Below are 17384 nucleotides of genomic sequence, written 5' to 3' on the forward strand. Positions count from 1 at the left end.
GCCATGTACTTCACCGACCGCGGCATCGAGGAGCTCGAGAAGCGCCGGGGTGACGAGGAGGTCACCCTGGCGTGGGTCGCCGAGCAGCTCCAGGGCTTCGTCGACTCGCACCCGGAGTTCGAGACCGCCGTCGAGCGGTTCGCGACCTGGCTCGCGCGGCTGGACGACCCGGAGGACTAGAGCCGGCGGGCACTAGCCGAGCGCGTCGAAGCCCTGCGCCACCCGTTCGGGCAGGGACCCACCCTCGCGCAGCCAGCGCACGGTGGCGGCGCGGAAGACGCCGATGCCGGCCGCGGCCAGGGCGTCAGCCTCCGCGGTGCCGCCGAGCTCGCGCGCGACGATGAACTCCCACGACAGGAACGTGTCGAAGATCCGGCCCCGCAGGACCGCCGAGCTCGCGGCGGCCTCCTGGCGCAGCAGCACCCGTGCGCGGTCCTGCTCGAAGCCGCGCGCCATGACCAGGATCGCCTCGCGCACGACCTCGGCGTCGCTGAGGTCGCGGCGGGCGTGGATCGCCGCGCGGAGCTCGGCCTGCCGGGCCTCGCGGCCCATGTCGAGGACCTCGTCCTTGGTCGCGAAGTAGCGGAAGAAGGTGCGTGCCGAGACGCCGGCGTCGGCGGCGATCGCCTCGACCGACGTGGCGTCGTACCCGTCCGCGGCGAAGCGCCGGAGCGCCGCCTCCTCCAGGGCCCGTCGGGTCTCGTCCTTGCGCTGCTCTCGGCGCCCGGGTTCAGTCACTGGCGACGGCTACCCGGATCGCCGTTGCTGACTCCGGGCGCGCGTCCGGCGCGCCGCTTCGCAGCTCCACGCGATCGAGAGTACCGGTGAACGGGAACGGCGGACGGTAGTCCGCGCTGACCGCGATCCCCCGGTCCCGGCCGACCAGCAGCCCACCGGCCGCGGTCGAGACGTTCGGGAAGAACACCAGCCCCGGCACGGGTCCCTCGGCGACCTCCACGCCGTCGACGGCGATCACCGCGCGCGCGTCCCGGCCGGGCAGGTAGCGCAGCTCGACGACGTGCGGTCCGACGGGGACCGGGTCGGCCGCGGCCACCCGGCGGGCACCGTCCAGGAGCGCGAACGTCGCGACCGGGCGGCCGTCGAGCAGGTAGAACGCCCAGCCACCGTGGCGGTCGCCGAGCGCGGCGAGGATCCCGCTCGCGCCGCCGTCGGGCACGTCCACGTGCGCGGTCAGCACGAAGCCGCCGACCTGGCTCGGCAGCTGCGGCACGGGCACCGGGCTGCCGCCGGGGCGGTAGACCGCGGACTCGGCGAGCGGGTACGCACCCGGGTGCATGTGCGCCATCGACCCGGGGAACTCGAACAGCGGCAGCACGTTGTTCCGCCCCGCCTCGGCCCACCACAGCCCCTCGAGCCGACGTACGACGTCCGGGTGCTCGGCCGCGACGTCGTCGGCCTCCGAGAAGTCGTCGGCGAGCCGGAACAACGACCACCGGTCGGTGTCGAAGTCGTGGCTGCCGCCGAGGTGGGCGCGCTCGCCGAACTGGTTGGCCACGTGGTCGGTCACGGCCTTCCAGCCGTCGTGGTAGATCCCGCGCGAGCCCATCATCTCGAAGTACTGCTGGGTGCGGTGCTCGGCGGCGCCGGGGTCGCGGAAGCTCGGGAGCATCGACGCGCCGTCGACCGGCTGCTGGGGGATGCCGTCGACGCTCGCCGGCGCCTCGACGCCGGCGGCCTCCAGCACCGTGGCGTAGAGGTCGACCGCGTGGCAGAACTGCTGGCGCACGCCGCCGGGCTCGGCCAGCCGGTCGCCCCAGCGGACCACGAGCGGCGTGCGCACCCCGCCGAGCCAGGCGTAGCGCTTCCAGAGTCGCAACGGCGCGTTGCCGGCCCAGGCCCAGCCCCACGGGTAGTGGTTGTTGGCGTCCGGCCCGCCGATCGTGTCGATCTGCGCGAGCGCGGTCTCGACGTCCTCGTTGAGCTCGAGCCAGCCGGCCGCCTCGTTGACCGTGCCGGTCGGACCGCCCTCGGCGCTGGCGCCGTTGTCGGACAGGATCATCACGAGGGTGTCGTCCGCGAGCCCGCGCTCCTCGAGGTGGTCGAACAGCCGCCCGAGGTGGTGGTCGGTGTGCGTGACGAAGCCCGCGAACACCTCCATGTAGCGCGCGAAGAGGCGGCGCTCGTCGGCCGACAGGTCGTCCCACGCCGGGACCCACTCCGGCCGCTCGGTGAGCGTGGTCCCGGGAGGTACGACGCCCTCGGCGACCTGCTTGTCGTACGCGCGCTGGCGCCACGCCTCCCAGCCGTCGTCGAACTGGCCGACGTACGGCTCGATCCACTCGGTCGGGACCTGGTGCGGCGCATGCGCGGCGCCGGTGGCGAGGTAGCAGAAGAACGGCTTGCGGGACTCGGCCTGCTGCTGGTCCTGGATCATCCGGATCGCCTGGTCGACCAGGTCCTCGGTCAGGTGGTAGCCCTCCTCCGGGGTTCGCGGCGGGTCGATCGGCGTGTTGTCGCGCACCAGCTCCGGCGCCCACTGGTTGGTCTCGGCGCCGAGGAAGCCGTAGTAGCGCTCGAAGCCCATGCCGAGCGGCCACCGGTCGAACGGGCCGGCCGCGGAGTACTCGACCTGCGGCGTCAGGTGCCACTTGCCGACCGCCATCGTGTTGTAGCCGTGGTCGCGCAGCGTGCGCGCGAGCGTCGCCGCCGTGGGCGGGATCCGGCCGGTGTAGCCCGGGAACCCGAGGGCTGCCTCCTCGGTGACGCCCATCCCGACGGCGTGGTGGTTGCGGCCGGTCAGCAGCGCGGCCCGGGTGGCCGAGCACACCGCCGTGACGTGGAAGCGGTTGTAGCGCAGACCGCCGGCCGCGAGCCGGTCGATGTTGGGGGTCTCGAAGCCGGCCCCGAAGCAGCCGAGCTGGGCGAAGCCGATGTCGTCCAGCACGACGACCAAGACGTTCGGCGCGTCCGGGTCGGGCTTCGGGTACTCCACGAAGCGGGGCTCGGACGTCGCGACGCGGTCGGTGATGCGCTGGGTCTGCATGGACGAGATTCTGTCACTCAACTGACACTTTTGTGGAGACCTGCGGTAGGGCAGGATGCCGCCATGACGCAGACCGAGTGGATCTCCTCGACCGGCCCGAACGGCGACGTCTCCTACCCGGCAGCCCCCTGGGCGATGGTCGGCCAGCTCTGGCTCTCGATCTTCCGGCTCAAGGACCCCGTCGACGACCTGCGCCCCGCGGGCACCTACGGCGCGGCGTTCGTCAGCTACGAGCCCGGTAGCCCGCTGACCTACTCCGAGCTGCTGGTCGCACGACTCGCCGACACCGACGCCCACGGGCGCCGGGTGAGCATCACCGACATCTGGGTCGACTCCCCCGCCTCGGTCGCCGGCGGCCGCGAGCTGTGGGCGATCCCCAAGGGCCTGTGCGACTTCGAGCTCGAGACCCAGCGCCGCGGCCCGCTCTCGACGACCGACTGGACCGCGTCGTTCGGCCGCAAGCCGATCGCGAGCGCGACGTTCACCGACGTCTCGAAGGCCATGGTGCGGCTCCCGTTCAAGGGCGGCACCTGGCAGCCGGGCATCGACGACACGCACGGCGAGGAGCGCACGGCCATCCTGCAAGGCTCGTCGAAGGCGCTGCCGTGCCGCGGCCGCTGGGACTTCGCCGCCGACGGGCCGCTCGCGTGGATGCGCGGCGCCCGGCAGCTCGCGTCGTTCCGGCAGGCCGACTTCAAGATGTCCTTCGGCTGACCGGGTGGCCGAGCGGCTCCAACCCGCGGAGGACGTCGTCCTCCGGCTCCGGGCGATCGCCACGGCGTTGCCCGAGGCCTACGAGGAGGACGCCTGGACGGGCGTGCGCTGGCGGATCCGCACGAGGACCTTCGGCCACGTGATGGTGGCGCAGCGCGGCTACGAGTCGTCGTACCGCGACATCACCGGCGACGAATCCGAGCGGACCGTGCTCACGTTCCATGCGACCGGCGACGAGCTGCTCGCGCTGACCCACGCCGGGCTGCCGTTCTACAAGCCCCCGTGGTCCGGCACGATCGTCGGCCTGGTGATCGACGACGCCACGGACTGGGCCGAGGTCGCCGAGCTGCTCACCGAGTCGTACCGGTTCTGCGCTCCGCAGAAGCTGGCCCGGCTGGTCTAGCGGCCTAGTTGCAGCCCCAGCCGTCGTCGTCGGCGTCCAGGCCGTAGGGGTCGTTGCCGACGACCCGCACGGTGCCGGAGACGTACGCCGGGCCGTCCCCGCTGCCGCCCGCACAGTCGACGTCGCTGGCGACCGGCACGCAGCCGCTGGAGTAGTTCGGGTCGCAGCCGCCGCTGAGCGCGGGCGCGACGTACGTGCCGACGAACACCACCCGCGGGACCGGCTTCCTCACGACCACGGACTTCACCTTGGTGCGCTCGGTGACCTTGCCCTTCTTGACCGTCACCCGCCAGGTGGTGACGCGCAGGCCGTCGTGGCCCCGCTGGGTCACCCGCCGCTCGCCCCGGTCGAGCCGGGTGGTCCGGTGGGTCTGCGTGCCGTTCGGGATCGACTCGCGCTTCGTGACCGTGCGCGTGCCGGACTTCGGCGCCGAGGCCGGCTTCGTCCTGGCCGCGGTCGGGCGGCTCTCGCCGCCGCCCTTCGCGTCGTCGGTCGCGGCGCAGCCCGTCAACGAGCCGGCCAGCGACAGGGCCAGCACCACCGCTGCGGCGAGGACGCGTGCGTGCATGGTGGGAAGGTAGGCCGAAGTGACCGTCCTGGCACCGGTGGACTACACCGGTCGCGCGCGTCGACGACGACGTGCGGCGGCTGAAGAGCGGCGCCGTCGCGCGCGGTGAGGGCGACAGCAACCGCGCCGGTCCGCAGTACAACGGCCCGATCTAGTCCGGGTCGGCCGCCGGGTCGTGCTCCGCGGCCGCCCGGCGGGCGGCGTCGCGGATCTCGAAGACCTCGGTCGCGAACCCGCCGACCGCGCTCGCGACGTCACGCACGGCACTGGTGACGATCGTGGCGACCTGGCCGACCGTGGAGGCCGCGGCCTCCACGGTCCCCTGCACGGCGTCCTTGCGGATCTCTGCTCGCGACAGCTCGTCCTTCATCTGCCCATCCTCAGGCGGCGACCGGTTCCGCCACAACCCGGTCCGGCGTACGTCGCGGTCGGTCCGGCAGCGCCATCCGGCAGATCTTGCGGGCCACGCTGCCGAGCTGCTTGCGCAGCGGGCCGGTGTTGTACGCGAGCCCGTACCGCTCGCAGATCTCACGGACCTCGGCGGCGATCTCGGGGTACCGGCGCGCCGGCAGGTCCGGGAACAGGTGGTGCTCGATCTGGTGCGACAGGTTGCCGGTCATCACGTGGAAGAGCGGGCCACCGGTGATGTTCGCCGAGCCGAGCAGCTGACGGTAGTACCACTGCCCGCGGGACTCGTCCTCGCACTCCTCCTGGCTGAACGTCGCGACGCCCGCCGGGAAGTGACCGCAGAAGATGATGTTGAACGCCCAGATGTTGCGGACCAGGTTCGCGGTGGCGTTGCCGGCCAGCGTCAGCGGGAACAGCGGGCCCGTGAGCGCCGGGAACAGGACGTAGTCCTTGAGCGCCTGGCGCTTCACCTTGCGCATGATCCCGGCGTGCAGCGCCTTGTTCTCCGACATCTTCCGCCGGCCGGCGACGATGTTCTCGACCTCGAGGTCGTGCATCGCCACGCCCCACTCGAAGAAGACCATCAGCAGGAACGCGTAGAGCGGGTTGCCGAGGTAGTAGGGGTGCCACGGCTGGTCCTCGTCCATGCGGAGGATGCCGTACCCGATGTCGCGGTCCTTGCCGAGGATGTTGGTGTAGGTGTGGTGGATGTAGTTGTGGCTGTACTTCCACTGCTCGCTCGGGCAGACGTTGTCCCACTCGTACATTCGCGAGCTCAGCGCCGGGTCGCCCATCCAGTCGTACTGGCCGTGCATGACGTTGTGGCCGATCTCCATGTTGTCGAGGATCTTGCTGACTGACAGCGCGGCGACCGCGAGCGGCCAGGCCGGCGGCAGGTAGAACAGCGCCCGGCCGGCGATCTCGAAGTTGTTCTTGGTCTTCACGACCTTGCGGATGTACGCCGCGTCCTCGTCGCCGAGGTCGGCGATGATGCGCCGGCGGATCGCGTCCATCTCCTCGCCGAACGCCTCGAGCTGCTCGTCGGTGAGCGTCGTCGTGTTCATGGGTGCCTCCTCACAGCTCCACGGCGCAGTCGCCGACGGGAGCGTTGACACAGATCTGGATGTCCTCACCAGGGAGGGAGGACTCGACACCGGTCAGCACGTTGCGGACGGTGCCCTCGGTCTTGCGGGACGTGCACGAGAAGCAGATCCCCATCCGGCAGCCGGACTCCGGCTTCAGCCCCAGCGCCTCGGCCTGCTCCAGCAGGGTGGCGCCGGTGTTCGCGCCGCTCACGCCGGAGCGCTCGAACGCGACCTCACCGCCGCTGGCTCCCGTGGAGACCCGGGGCGGCTTGAAGTACTCGACGCGGAGCGCCTCCGAGCCGTCGTACGCCGCCTGGACGGCCTCGATCATCGGCGCCGGCCCGCACGCCCACGTGGGCACGTCCCGGTAGCCCGGGACCAACCGCTCCAGGTACGCCGGCGACAGGTTCGGGTCGCCGAGCTCCGGGTGCAGCAGGTGCACGTCGATGCCATGGCCTGAGCGACGGATGTCGTCGAGCTCGGCGGCGAAGATCTGGCGCTCGGGGCTCTGCGCGTAGTGCAGGAACGTCACCCGGCCGCGGTGCGTGCGCCGCTGCAGGGTGCGCAGCATCGACATCACCGGGGTGATGCCGGAGCCGCCGCTGATGAACAGCACGTGCTCGGGCACGTGCGCCGGGAGCACGAACTCGCCCTCGGCCTGCGACAGGTGCAGCATCTGGCCGGGCTGCGCGCGCTCCACGAGGAACCGGCTGACGACGCCGTCGGGGTTCGCGCGCAGCGTGATCGTGAACCGGTCACCGTTGCGGGACTCGGGGCTGGAGATCGAGAACACCCGCGTCGTACGCCGCGCGCCGTCGACCTCGACGCCGACCTGGACGTGCTGGCCGGCCCGGTGGCCCTGCCAGGTCGAGGTCGGCTGGAGGGTGAGCGTGGCGACGGCCGGGTGCCCGGCGACGTCGACCTCGCGGTGGATGGAGACGATGCGGGCGCGCACGTCGTGGGCGGCCCACATCGGGTTCAGCTGCTCGAGGTAGCGGTCCACGCCGTGCGGCGAGGTGAGAGCCGCCACCGCGCGGGACCGGAGGATCCGGTTCATGTCCGCTCCTTCCTTTCAGTGAACGTTCGTACACTCAAACCATGCCCGCATACCGGGAGTACGGTCAAGGTCCCCGCGGGTGAGCCGGAGCACAGCCGTGCTCCCAGCGCTAGCCTGAGCCCATGAGCACGCGCGTCGAGCAGAAGGAGCGCACCCGGCGCGCGATCCTCGATGCCGCGCTCGAGCTGTCCGACGAGAGCACGCTCGCCGTGCTGTCGCTGCGTCAGGTCGCCAAGGAGGTCGGCATCGTGCCGACGGCGTTCTACCGGCACTTCGACTCGATCGAGGCGCTCGGGCTCGCCCTCGTCGACGAGTCGTTCGTGTCGCTGCGGACGATGATGCGCGACCTGCGCCGCGGCGACCCGGCCCTCTCCGACGTCGTCGACCGCTCGGTCTCGGTGCTGGTAGCGCACGTGCACCAGGACCGCGCGCACTTCCTGTTCATCGCCCGCGAGCGGGCGGCCGGGCCACCGGCGGTCCGGGAGGCGATCCGGCACCAGATCGAGCTGTTCGAGCGGGAGCTCGCCACCGACCTGGCCCAGCTGCCGGGCACCGACGCCTGGTCCGGCGAGGACCTGCGGGTGCTGTCGAACCTGATCGTGACCGCGATGGTCGCGACCGCCGAGGCGATCCTCGGCGCCGCCGACCGCCCGGACGCCGAGAAGGAGCTCGTCGAGCAGGCGCGCACCCAGCTCCGGATGGTGCTGATCGGTGCGCTGAACTGGCGATCCAAGCCGTGACCGCGGCTCGCGCCCTGGTCGTGCTCGCGCACCCACGGCCGGGCAGCCTCAACCACGCGGTCGCGGACCGCGCCGCGTCCGCCCTGCGCGACGCCGGGCTGCAGGTCGACCTGCACGACCTGTACGCCGAGGGCTTCGACCCGGTCCTCACCGCCGAGGAGACCTGGACCGCGGGGGTCTCCGCCGCGGAGCTGCTCGCGCGCACCACCGACCCGCTCGTACGCCGCCATCGCGAGCTGGTCGCCGGCGCCGACGTCCTCGTCGCCGTGCACCCCAACTGGTGGGGCAAGCCGCCCGCCGTGATGGCCGGCTGGCTCGACCGCGTGCTCGTCCCCGGTGTCGCCTACACCCTCGACGACGCCGGCGGCCTGCCCCGTTCGCTGCTGCGCCTGCGCCGGCTTCTGGTCGTCAACACCTCCGACACCCCCGACGACCGCGAGGCCGAGCAGTACGGCGACCCGCTCGACGCGATCTGGCGACGCTGCCTGGCGCCGTACCTCGGTGGCCCGGCCGTCGACCGCCTCGTGCTGCGCGTCGTCGCCGACGCGAATGCCGACCAGCGCGCCGCCTGGCTCGCCGAGGTCGCCGACCTGGCGACCCGGGCCGGCCGGGAAGTGTCCCAGGCGGTCGCTCCGCCGCGATAGTCCCTCACGTTGTGGCTGCCGACACGCCGAGAACGACAGCCAAAACGTTAGGGACTATCGCGACGGGCGCACTGTCACGTCGGGGATCGTCGCGTCGCGCGGCAGGTCGAGGACGTGCAGGATCGCGTCGGCCACGGTCTCGGGGCGGATCCAGACGGAGGCGTCGTACTCCTTGCCCTCCTGCTCGTGCACCTTGGCCTGCATCGGGGTGCCGGTGCGCCCGGGGTAGACCGTCGTCACGCGCAGGTCGGTCTCCTCGCCGCGCAGGGAGTCGGCGAGCGCCTTCAGCCCGTGCTTGGAGGCGGCGTACGCCGACCAGCCCGGGTGGGCGTTGAGGCCGGCCCCGGAGTTGACGAACACGACGGTGCCGCGGGCCGCGCGCAGCGCCGGGAGCGCGACCCGGGTGAGCGCGGCCGGGGCGACGAGGTTGACCCGCAGCTGGGTCGACCAGTCGTCGACGGACAGCTCGGCCACCGCGCCGAGCTCGACGACCCCGGCGGAGTGGACGACGGAGTCCAGCTCGCCGGGCAGCGCCAGCGACTCCACGGACTCGGGCGAGCCGAGGTCGGCGACCAGCACGTCCGCGCCGGGGAACCGCTCGGCCAGGTCGGCCGCCCGCTCCTCCGAGCGCGCGAGCAGCACCAGGTGGTCGCCGCGCGCGTGCAGCCGCTCGGCGACGACTGCGCCGATGCCGGAGCCGGCACCCGTGACCAGATGCGTGGCCATCAGCGGGTGAAGACGATCTTGCCGAACTGCTCGCCGTCCAGCATCGCGGCGAACCCGTCCCGCGCCTCGGTCATCGGCAGGGTCCGGTCGATCAGCGGCCGTGCGCCGGTGGCGTCGAGCAGCGAGACCAGCGAGGCGAGCTCACCGCGGGTGCCCATCGTCGAGCCGACCACACTGAGCTGCAGGAAGAAGATCCGGGTCAGCTCGGCGTCGTCGAGGTCCGGGCCCGACGTGGTGCCGGAGGTGACGATCCGGCCGCCGGGGCGCAGCGCGCGGATCGAGTGCGACCAGGTCGCCTTGCCGACGGTCTCCATGACCGCATCCACCTTCACGGGCAGCCGGGCGCCGGCCTCGAACACCTCGTGGGCCCCGATCTCCAGCGCGCGCGCCCGCTTGGCCTCGTCACGGCTGGTCGCCAGCACCCGCAGCCCGGCCGCACGGCCGAGGATGATCGCGGCCGTCGCGACGCCGCCGCCGGCACCCTGCACGAGCACGGTCTCGCCGGCCTTGAGCCCGCCGCGGGTGAACAGCATCCGGTACGCCGTCAGCCACGCCGTCGGCAGGCAGGCGGCCTCCTCGAACGACAGCGACGCCGGCTTCGGCACGACGTTCGAGCAGGGCACGGCGACCCTGTCGGCGAACGTGCCCTGGTAGCGCTCCGACAGCAGCGACCGCTTCGGGTCGAACGTCTCGTCGCCCGACCACGACGGGTCGCTGATCACCGCGTGCACGACGACCTCGTTGCCGTCCTCGTCGTACCCGGCCGCGTCGCAGCCGAGGATCATCGGCAGCGCCTCCTCGCGCAGGCCGACGCCGCGCAGGGAGAACAGGTCGTGGTGGTTGAGCGAGGCGGCCTTCACCGTCACGGTCGTCCAGCCGTCGGGCACGTCGGGGTCGGGGCGCTCCCCCACCTGCAGCCCGGCGAGCGGGTCGTCCTTCGAGAAGCTGTCGGCGTAGACGGCAAACATGTGGACCACGCTAGCGAGCCGCCGCGCGCCTGCCGACATGAGTCCGATCACGCCGCACGACCGGCGCGCGAGCGCACGTGGTGGTGCAGCAGCTGCTCGAGCCGGACTGGCTGATCGAGGTCGAGGCGGTGGCAGCGAAGGTCGACTAGCGGCGGGCCACGCCGTCGCGCCGTGCGGCCTCCGCCACGGCGGCGGCCACCGCCGGCCCGACCCGCGGGTCGAACGGCGACGGGATCACCAGCTCCTCGGTGAGGTCGTCGCCCACCAGGTCGGCCAGCGCCTGGGCCGCGGCGAGCTTCATGCCCTCGGTGATCGCGCTCGCGTGCACGTCGAACGCGCCCCGGAAGATCCCGGGGAACGCCAGCACGTTGTTGATCTGGTTCGGGAAGTCCGAGCGGCCGGTGGCGACCACGCGGGCGTGCCGGTGGGCGACGTCCGGGTGGACCTCCGGGTTGGGGTTGGCCATCGCGAAGATGATCGCGTCGGGCGCCATCCGCGCGACGTCCTCCTCGGGCACGGTGCCGCCCGAGACGCCGAGGTAGACGTCGGCGCCGTCGAGGACGTCGGCGAGGCTGCCGGTGCGCCCGGTCTTGTCGGCGGTCATCTCGGCCAGCTCCCGCTTGACGGGGGTCAGGTCGTGGCGGCCGGAGTGCACCACGCCCTTGCGGTCGGTGACCGCGAGGTCGGTGATGCCGGCGCCGAGCAGGATCTTGGCGATCGCGACGCCGGCGGCGCCCGCGCCCGAGATCACGACGCGGGTGGTCGCGGGCTCGCGGCCGGTGAGCCGCAGTGCGTTCCAGAGCGCGGCGAGCGCGACCACCGCGGTGCCGTGCTGGTCGTCGTGGAAGACCGGGATGTCCAGCAGCGCCTTGAGCCGGTCCTCGATCTCGAAGCAGCGCGGCGCGGAGATGTCCTCGAGGTTCACGCCGCCGAAGCTCGGCGCCAGCCGCGCCACGGTCTCGATGATCTCCTCGACGTCGGTCGTGTCCAGGCAGATCGGGATCGCGTCGACCCCGCCGAACTGCTTGAACAGCACCGCCTTGCCCTCCATCACCGGCATCGCCGCGGCCGGGCCGATGTCGCCGAGGCCGAGCACCGCGGTGCCGTCGCTGACGACCGCGACGGTGTTCGGGACCCACGTGTAGTGCTGGGTCATGGCCGGGTCGGCGGCGATCGCCTCGCACACCCGGGCCACGCCCGGGGTGTAGGCCAGCGACAGGTCGTCGCGACCCACCAGCGGGACGGTCGCGGCGACCGCCATCTTGCCGCCGACGTGCAGGTCGAAGACCGGGTCGCCGGAATGAGGATGAGTTGCAGACATTGAGGGGCTTTCCAAGGGTGAGAGCGTGCGTGACGAGGGGTCCGGATCGGGGCGCGGGGTGGTGCGCAGATTCGATCGACGGACCGCAGGGGGTCTCCCTCGTCGCCAGTCTGGCACAGCGTCAGAGCTTGCGGGGGCGCGGCCAGACCCTGGCCAGGGTGACTGCGATCACGTCGTCGTCGGGCACCGGGCCGCGGTGCCGGGAGTCCACGCCCTCGCCGGGGTTCTCGCTCAGCAGCCACCAGGCCGGCCGCCCCAAGGCCGTCGTACGACGCTCCACCGCTCGCTTGACCGCCACGGTGCCGTCGGCGAGCCGCGCCACGACCAGGTCGCCCTCCTCTGCCGGTCGGCGGTACGAGACCAGGAGCCGGTCACCGGGGCGCAGGACGGGCAGCATGGACCGCCCACCGACCACCGCGAATCCCCACCTCGACACGCGGAGTAGTGTCGCAGCGAGCACGAAACAACCGAACAAGAGAGGACCCGCATGTTCGCGCGACTGTTCGCACCCACCCTCGAGGTGTCCGCCCACTGCGACCTTCCCTGCGGCGTCTACGACCCCGCGCAGGCCCGGATCGAGGCCGAGTCGATCAAGGCCATCATCGCCAAGGTCGCGGACAACGACGACCCCGACTTCCGCACCCGCGCGATCCTGATCAAGGAGCAGCGCTCGGAGCTGGTCAAGCACCACCTGTGGGTGCTCTGGACCGACTACTTCAAGCCCCCGCACTTCGAGAAGTACCCGCAGCTGCACACCCTCGTGAACGAGGCCACCAAGCTGGCCGGCGCCTCGGGCACCAAGGGCGAGCTCGACGCCGCGAAGGCCGACGAGCTGCTCGCGAAGATCGACGAGATCGCGGAGATCTTCTGGGAGACCAAGAAGGCCTGACGCGACGGCCGCAGGCCGTCGCCTGGCCTTCGACGTCTCGAGCGCGACTGAACGAAGCGAAGTCGCTACCGCAACGAAGGCCTGACACACGCAAGCGCAACGACCCGCCCGGTTTCCGGGCGGGTCGTTGCGCATTTCCGGCATGCCCTCGTCAAAGTCGAGTAACTTAGGAGATATTATTCAGTAGTTCGATTGCCGTTCAGAGGAGTCCGCCATCACCACCACCACCGCCCCGCGGCACCACGACTACTGGAACGGCTTCTACGCCGGAGCCGATCGGGGCCGCGTCCCCGAGGAGCCGTCGGCGTTCGCCCAGTGGGTCGACCACCAGCTCCCGGCGGCCCAGGAGGTCGTCGAGATCGGGTTCGGCACCGGGCGCGACTCGCTCTGGTTCGCCCGCACCGGTCGTCGCGTGCGCGGCCTCGACTTCGCCGAGTCGGCGGTGGCGCACGGTCGCGCCGAGGCCGCGGAGCGGGACCTGCCCTGCGAGTTCGACCTCCTCGACCTGTACGACGACCAGGCAGTGACGCGGGCCGCGACGTCGCTCACGGCCACGCCCGGCCCCCGCGCGGTGTACGGCCGCTTCCTCGTGCACTCCCTCGAGGACGCCGGCCGAGCCAACCTGGTCCGGCTCGCCGCCGACGTCCTGCGCAACGGCGGCGGCGAGCTCTTCCTGGAGTTCCGCACGGGCAAGGACCTCGGCCAGGAGCACCTCTTCGGCGACGACCACTTCCGCCAGTTCATCGACCCGATGGTCGTCGAACTGGAGATCGAGGACCTGGGTGGCGCGGTCACCTACCGCGAGGAGGGCTGCGGGCTGGCGGTCTACCGGACCGAGGACCCGCACGTGGCCCGGATCGTCGCCCACTTCCCGGCAGGAGCACGACGCTGAGCGGAGCGGCCGTGCGGCGCCGCTTCGCGGTGAGCAGCCACGGCATCCGGGTGCCCGCGGGCGTCCAGGACGTCGTCGACGTCCGGATCGCCGGCGAGCGGGTCTGGTCCATCAACCCGCGGCGCGAGCGCCACCGGCTCGGCCTGCGGCCGGTGCCCTGGCCGACCGCGCTCACGCCGTACCTCGACGGCGTCGCCGACGTGAGCCTGGTGCGGCACGCGAGCGGCGAGACGGTGCACGAGCAACGGGTCTCGTTCGGCACCGGCACCACCCCGGTCAGCGTGGTCGACGCGAGCGGACACCCGGTCGCCGTCGACAAGGCCGGGCACCTCCAGCGCATGTTCGACCGCACCGACGAGGACCTGACCGCGGACGTCCTCGACTCCGTCGAGCGGGTCCTGCGCGACCTGCGCGAGGCGTGCGGGCTCGACGCGTTCCTCGCGTTCGGCTGCCTCCTCGGGGCGGTGCGCGATGGTCACGTGATCGGCCACGACTGCGATGCGGACGTGTCCTACCTCAGCCGGCACACCCACCCGTTCGACATCATCCGCGAGAACCGCCGGGCCGCGGAGACCATGAAGTCGCTCGGGTGGAGGATCACCCGGATGTCAGCCGGTGACTTCAAGATCTGGACCCGCCCCGGCGGCGGCCGACGCGTCGGCATCGACGTCTTCGCGGCGTTCCACGTCGACGGCCGGTTCTTCATGGTCCCGTCCGTCAGCGGCGACCTCCCCCGCACGGCGCTGCTGCCCGTCGGCGAGGTGACGCTCGAGGGCCGGCGCATCCCTGCGCCGGCTCAGCCCGAGGCGCTCCTGGAGACCACCTACGGACCGGGCTGGCGGGTCCCGGACCCGTCGTTCGAGTTCGAGCCGTCACGGGCGACGGTACGACGGCTCAACGGGTGGCTGCGCAACAACCGCAAGCACCTGCGGCACTGGGGCGACTTCTACGGCTCGCGGGCAGCGGACCGGGTGCCGGCCACGCCGAGCCCGTTCGCGACCTGGGTCGCCGGACGCCTCGAGCCCGGCCAGGAGGTCCTTGACGTCGGCTGCGGCACCGGCCGGGACGCGGTCTTCCTCGCCGAGCAGGGACACCGCGTGACCGCGCTCGACGGCAGCCCGCGCGCGCTGCAGCGCAGCCGGCGGCTGGCCGCGGAGCGCGGCGTACGGATCCGACCGACGCCGCTGAACCTCAACGACCTCGCCTCCGCGCTCACGTCGGGAGCGCGGTTCGCGCACGCTGCGCGACCGCCCGAGATCTACGCCCGGTTCCTGCTGGACGCCATCGAGCCCGACACCCGGCTGACGTTCTGGCGCTGGTGCCGGATGGTCCAGCGCCGCGGCGGGACGACGTACCTGGAGTTCCGGACCTGGCAGGGGACGCTGCGCGCGCGGGCGTTCCCGTTCCACTACCGCACCTTGCTCGACCCCCGGCACGTCGTCGCCGAGATCGAGCGGGCCGGCGGCACCGTCGTGCACCGCAGCATCGGAACAGGGCTGGCGGCCTTCGACGGTGAGGACCCGCGCATCTGTCGACTCGTCGTGAGGTGGTCATGAACAGGTCGGACCGTCGTCAGGTGAAGCTCCGGCTGGGACCGCTGTCCTGGCGTCGTCGGGTCGTGGAGCTCGAGCTGGAGATCCAGGAGTCGCGCCGGCTCAACCAGCGGCTCTCGGACCTCATCGACGTGGTCACCGAGGTCCTGGTGCCCACCGTCGACCGCGACGACGAGCGGCTGCGCGCGGCCCTCGCCCGGCTCGAGGAGGCGAAGGCGCCCGGCAGCCCGCCGATCCGTTAACGCCCGAGGGGCACCGGGTACGACAACCCAGACAGGGTGACCGCTACTGTTTCCGGCACCTACCCCGAGCCCCACCAAGGACGGAACCCATGACTTCGACCGGTCAGGACGGCCGACGGGCCGACGTCGAGCTGCGGGTCCCCGCCGACAGCGCCTACGCGTCGGTGCTGCGGACCACGACCGCGGGCCTGGCCGCCCGCCTCGACTTCCCGATCGATGACATCGAGGACCTGCGGATCGCGGTCAGCGAGGCCAGCGCGATGGTGCTGCCCGCGGCGTCCGAGGACGCCGACCTGACCTGCCAGTTCTTCATGAGCCCGGGGTCGCTGACGGTGAGCGTGGGCGTCGAGGTCGACGCACCGGTCGACCCCCAGTACGACAGCTTCGCGTGGACCGTGCTGGCCACGTTGGCCACGGACGCCTCCGCCGACACCAGCGACGGTCGGTTCACGGTCAGCGTCACCATGGCGCCCGGCCAGACCGACGGTCACTGAGATGTCCCCCGTGAAGGGCGACGTGGACGAGGAACCGGACGGCCTCACCGGCGTCGAGCTCACGCGCGCCCGCAGCGCCGAGCTGTTCGCGGTGTTCCGCGACGAAGGAGCGCCCGAGGCGAGCCGGGACGCCGCCCGCGACGCCCTGGTCCACCTCCACCTCCCGCTGGTCGAGCACTGCGCGCGACGCTTCCGCAACCGCGGCGAGCCGCTCGAGGACCTCGTACAGGTGGGCACGATCGGCCTGATCAAGTCGGTTGACCGCTTCGACACCGACCGCGGCGTGGAGTTCTCGACGTACGCGACGCCGACGATCATCGGCGAGATCAAGCGCTACTTCCGCGACAAGGGCTGGGCGATCCGGGTCCCGCGCCGGCTCCAGGAGCTGCGCATGCAGATCGGCTCGGCGAGCGCCGAGCTCACCCAGACCCTGGGCCGCTCCCCCACGCCGCGCGAGCTCGCCGAGGCGATCGGGTGCTCGGTCGAGGAGATCGTCGAGGGCATCGAGTCGAGCAACGCCTACTCCACGCTGTCGCTGGACGCCACCGACAACGGCGAGGACAGCACCGCGACCATGCTGGACGCGATCGGGATCGACGACGAGGGCCTCGAGCACGTCGAGATCCGGGAGTCGATCAAGCCGCTGCTCGACCGGCTCGAGCCGCGCGAGAAGAAGATCCTGCTGCTCCGGTTCTTCAAGAACATGACGCAGTCGCAGATCGCCGAGGAGATCGGCGTCTCCCAGATGCACGTCTCCCGGCTGCTCAACCGCACGCTCGAGCAGCTGCGCGCCGCGATGGAGGAGGAGTCGGGCTAGACCGGTTCCTCGTCGGAGAGGGCCGCGAGGCTCGACGGGACGAACAGCCCGACCAGCACCACCACGGCGACCAGCGCGGTCACGACCGCCACCACCGTGGTGTCGCCGCCGCGGAAGCTCCACGCCACGCCGAGCTGGATCAGCTGGGCGAGCACGACGGGGCTGCGCGCCCAGGATCGGCGGTGGGTCAGCGCCCAGGCGGCGGCCAGCAGCAGCGCGCCGTACCCCGCGAAGAACACGGAGGTCGTCAGCGCCACCGCGACCCGGTCGGAGGAGATGCTGGCGAGCTCCAGGACGGCGTACCCGAGGAGCACCAGCCCCTCCACGGCGGTCAGCGAGGCGGCGACCACGAGCGGGGCGGGGTTGGCGAGGGGGCGTACGGTCACAGTGCGAGCCTAGAAGAGCCCTGTCACCCGACCGACACCCGCCGGTAACTCCTGTGACGAACAGAACCATCCAAAGGGTTGTTTAACGGTCCAATAGTTGCGAGGCTTGGTGAGCGCTCGTGAATGAGTTCGCTTCGTAGCGCCGTCAAGCAACAACGCAGGTCTTTCATCGACCCGGGCCTGCCCGCGCAAGTGTAGGAAAGAGGGATTCCCCAGCCATGGATTGGCGCCACCGTTCTGCGTGCCTCGACGAGGACCCGGAACTGTTCTTCCCGATCGGCAACACCGGTCCGGCCATCCTCCAGATCGAGGAGGCCAAGCAGGTGTGCCGACGCTGCGAGGTGCGCGAGCAGTGCCTCGCGTGGGCGCTCGAGGCTGGCCAGGACCACGGTGTCTGGGGTGGGCTCGGCGAGGACGAGCGCCGCGCCCTGAAGCGCCGCAACGCCCGCTCGCGGGTCCGCACGGCCTAGGCG

General features: G+C 71.9%; 23 protein-coding genes. 12 read left to right on the top strand and 11 right to left on the bottom strand.

Going from position 1 to position 17384, the window contains the following annotated elements; genetic code table 11:
• Positions 1-3 precede the first annotated feature (3 nt).
• A complete protein-coding gene (locus ABD875_RS09395) occupies positions 4-180 on the top strand; it encodes a DUF6104 family protein (protein WP_243058219.1) in 177 nt (58 codons plus the stop codon).
• Positions 181-192: 12 nt separating this feature from the next.
• On the opposite strand, the gene ABD875_RS09400 is transcribed toward ABD875_RS09395, so the two are convergent.
• Both ABD875_RS09400 and ABD875_RS09405 read right to left on the bottom strand, forming a co-directional pair.
• Complete coding sequence (locus tag ABD875_RS09400) at positions 193-738, bottom strand: TetR family transcriptional regulator (RefSeq protein WP_345173754.1); 546 nt, start codon at positions 736-738, stop codon at positions 193-195.
• Positions 731-3004: an arylsulfatase gene (locus ABD875_RS09405; protein ID WP_345173756.1), complete on the bottom strand. Its 2274-nt coding sequence runs from the start codon at positions 3002-3004 to the stop codon at positions 731-733. Before ABD875_RS09405 ends, ABD875_RS09400 begins: the two co-directional genes overlap by 8 nt.
• 63 nt (positions 3005-3067) lie before the next feature.
• On the opposite strand from ABD875_RS09405, the gene ABD875_RS09410 reads away from it, so the two are divergent.
• Together ABD875_RS09410 and ABD875_RS09415 are read left to right on the top strand one after the other, a co-directional pair.
• The gene (locus ABD875_RS09410; RefSeq protein ID WP_345173758.1) at positions 3068-3718 is read left to right on the top strand and encodes an acetoacetate decarboxylase family protein; all 651 of its coding nucleotides are present in this window, start codon (positions 3068-3070) and stop codon (positions 3716-3718) included.
• A 4-nt stretch (positions 3719-3722) separates the two neighbouring features.
• Positions 3723-4121, top strand: coding sequence for an MmcQ/YjbR family DNA-binding protein (locus tag ABD875_RS09415; protein ID WP_345173761.1), 399 nt, complete (start codon positions 3723-3725; stop codon positions 4119-4121).
• A 4-nt stretch (positions 4122-4125) separates the two neighbouring features.
• Here the strand turns inward: ABD875_RS09415 and ABD875_RS09420 are convergent, their stop codons facing one another.
• From ABD875_RS09420 to ABD875_RS09435, 4 genes are all read right to left on the bottom strand, one after another.
• Entirely contained in the window at positions 4126-4689 is a 564-nt protein-coding gene (locus ABD875_RS09420) for a G5 domain-containing protein (protein ID WP_345173764.1), read from the bottom strand.
• A gap of 151 nt (positions 4690-4840) precedes the next feature.
• Positions 4841-5059, bottom strand: coding sequence for a hypothetical protein (locus ABD875_RS09425; RefSeq protein WP_345173767.1), 219 nt, complete (start codon positions 5057-5059; stop codon positions 4841-4843).
• Between the two features lie 10 nt (positions 5060-5069).
• Positions 5070-6161, bottom strand: coding sequence for a fatty acid desaturase family protein (locus ABD875_RS09430; protein ID WP_345173770.1), 1092 nt, complete (start codon positions 6159-6161; stop codon positions 5070-5072).
• 10 nt (positions 6162-6171) lie between these two features.
• A complete protein-coding gene (locus ABD875_RS09435; protein ID WP_345173773.1) occupies positions 6172-7239 on the bottom strand; it encodes a ferredoxin reductase in 1068 nt (355 codons plus the stop codon).
• A 122-nt stretch (positions 7240-7361) separates the two neighbouring features.
• On the opposite strand from ABD875_RS09435, the gene ABD875_RS09440 reads away from it, so the two are divergent.
• Together ABD875_RS09440 and ABD875_RS09445 are read left to right on the top strand one after the other, a co-directional pair.
• Positions 7362-7979: a TetR family transcriptional regulator gene (locus tag ABD875_RS09440; protein WP_345173776.1), complete on the top strand. Its 618-nt coding sequence runs from the start codon at positions 7362-7364 to the stop codon at positions 7977-7979.
• Positions 7976-8623, top strand: a complete 648-nt coding sequence (locus ABD875_RS09445) for an NAD(P)H-dependent oxidoreductase (RefSeq protein ID WP_345173778.1) — start codon at positions 7976-7978, stop codon at positions 8621-8623. Before ABD875_RS09440 ends, ABD875_RS09445 begins: the two co-directional genes overlap by 4 nt.
• Before the next feature lie 54 nt (positions 8624-8677).
• On the opposite strand, the gene ABD875_RS09450 is transcribed toward ABD875_RS09445, so the two are convergent.
• From ABD875_RS09450 to ABD875_RS09465, 4 genes are all read right to left on the bottom strand, one after another.
• Positions 8678-9349 carry an SDR family oxidoreductase gene (locus ABD875_RS09450; RefSeq protein WP_345173780.1) on the bottom strand — a complete coding sequence of 224 codons (672 nt, stop codon included), beginning with the start codon at positions 9347-9349 and terminating at the stop codon, positions 8678-8680.
• A complete protein-coding gene (locus tag ABD875_RS09455; protein WP_345173782.1) occupies positions 9349-10317 on the bottom strand; it encodes a zinc-binding dehydrogenase in 969 nt (322 codons plus the stop codon). The genes ABD875_RS09450 and ABD875_RS09455 overlap by 1 nt, the downstream gene beginning before the upstream one ends.
• 145 nt (positions 10318-10462) lie before the next feature.
• Positions 10463-11638, bottom strand: coding sequence for an NAD(P)-dependent malic enzyme (locus ABD875_RS09460; RefSeq protein WP_345173785.1), 1176 nt, complete (start codon positions 11636-11638; stop codon positions 10463-10465).
• Positions 11639-11759: 121 nt separating this feature from the next.
• Positions 11760-12074: a S24/S26 family peptidase gene (locus tag ABD875_RS09465; protein ID WP_345173787.1), complete on the bottom strand. Its 315-nt coding sequence runs from the start codon at positions 12072-12074 to the stop codon at positions 11760-11762.
• 51 nt (positions 12075-12125) lie between these two features.
• Between ABD875_RS09465 and sodN the strand changes: the two genes are divergently transcribed.
• From sodN to ABD875_RS09495, 6 genes are all read left to right on the top strand, one after another.
• Positions 12126-12527 (top strand): superoxide dismutase, Ni, encoded by a 402-nt coding sequence (sodN, locus tag ABD875_RS09470; RefSeq protein WP_296607533.1) that lies wholly within the window; start codon positions 12126-12128, stop codon positions 12525-12527.
• 358 nt (positions 12528-12885) lie between these two features.
• Positions 12886-13419 (top strand): class I SAM-dependent methyltransferase, encoded by a 534-nt coding sequence (locus tag ABD875_RS09475; protein WP_345176291.1) that lies wholly within the window; start codon positions 12886-12888, stop codon positions 13417-13419.
• Positions 13420-13430: 11 nt separating this feature from the next.
• Positions 13431-14975, top strand: coding sequence for a methyltransferase domain-containing protein (locus ABD875_RS09480; protein WP_345173790.1), 1545 nt, complete (start codon positions 13431-13433; stop codon positions 14973-14975).
• A gap of 20 nt (positions 14976-14995) precedes the next feature.
• Complete coding sequence (locus ABD875_RS09485; RefSeq protein WP_345173793.1) at positions 14996-15214, top strand: DUF6752 domain-containing protein; 219 nt, start codon at positions 14996-14998, stop codon at positions 15212-15214.
• An 89-nt stretch (positions 15215-15303) separates the two neighbouring features.
• Positions 15304-15708: an ATP-binding protein gene (locus ABD875_RS09490; RefSeq protein WP_345173795.1), complete on the top strand. Its 405-nt coding sequence runs from the start codon at positions 15304-15306 to the stop codon at positions 15706-15708.
• Position 15709: 1 nt separating this feature from the next.
• Positions 15710-16525, top strand: a complete 816-nt coding sequence (locus ABD875_RS09495; RefSeq protein WP_345173797.1) for an RNA polymerase sigma factor SigF — start codon at positions 15710-15712, stop codon at positions 16523-16525.
• Here ABD875_RS09495 and ABD875_RS09500 read toward each other — a convergent pair.
• A complete protein-coding gene (locus ABD875_RS09500) occupies positions 16522-16911 on the bottom strand; it encodes a hypothetical protein (protein ID WP_345173799.1) in 390 nt (129 codons plus the stop codon). The genes ABD875_RS09495 and ABD875_RS09500 overlap by 4 nt on opposite strands.
• Positions 16912-17129: 218 nt before the next feature.
• On the opposite strand from ABD875_RS09500, the gene ABD875_RS09505 reads away from it, so the two are divergent.
• Complete coding sequence (locus ABD875_RS09505; protein ID WP_243058197.1) at positions 17130-17381, top strand: WhiB family transcriptional regulator; 252 nt, start codon at positions 17130-17132, stop codon at positions 17379-17381.
• Positions 17382-17384: the final 3 nt, after the last annotated feature.

Source organism: Nocardioides caricicola (assembly GCF_039541135.1).
In the GTDB taxonomy this organism is placed as follows: domain Bacteria; phylum Actinomycetota; class Actinomycetes; order Propionibacteriales; family Nocardioidaceae; genus Nocardioides; species Nocardioides caricicola.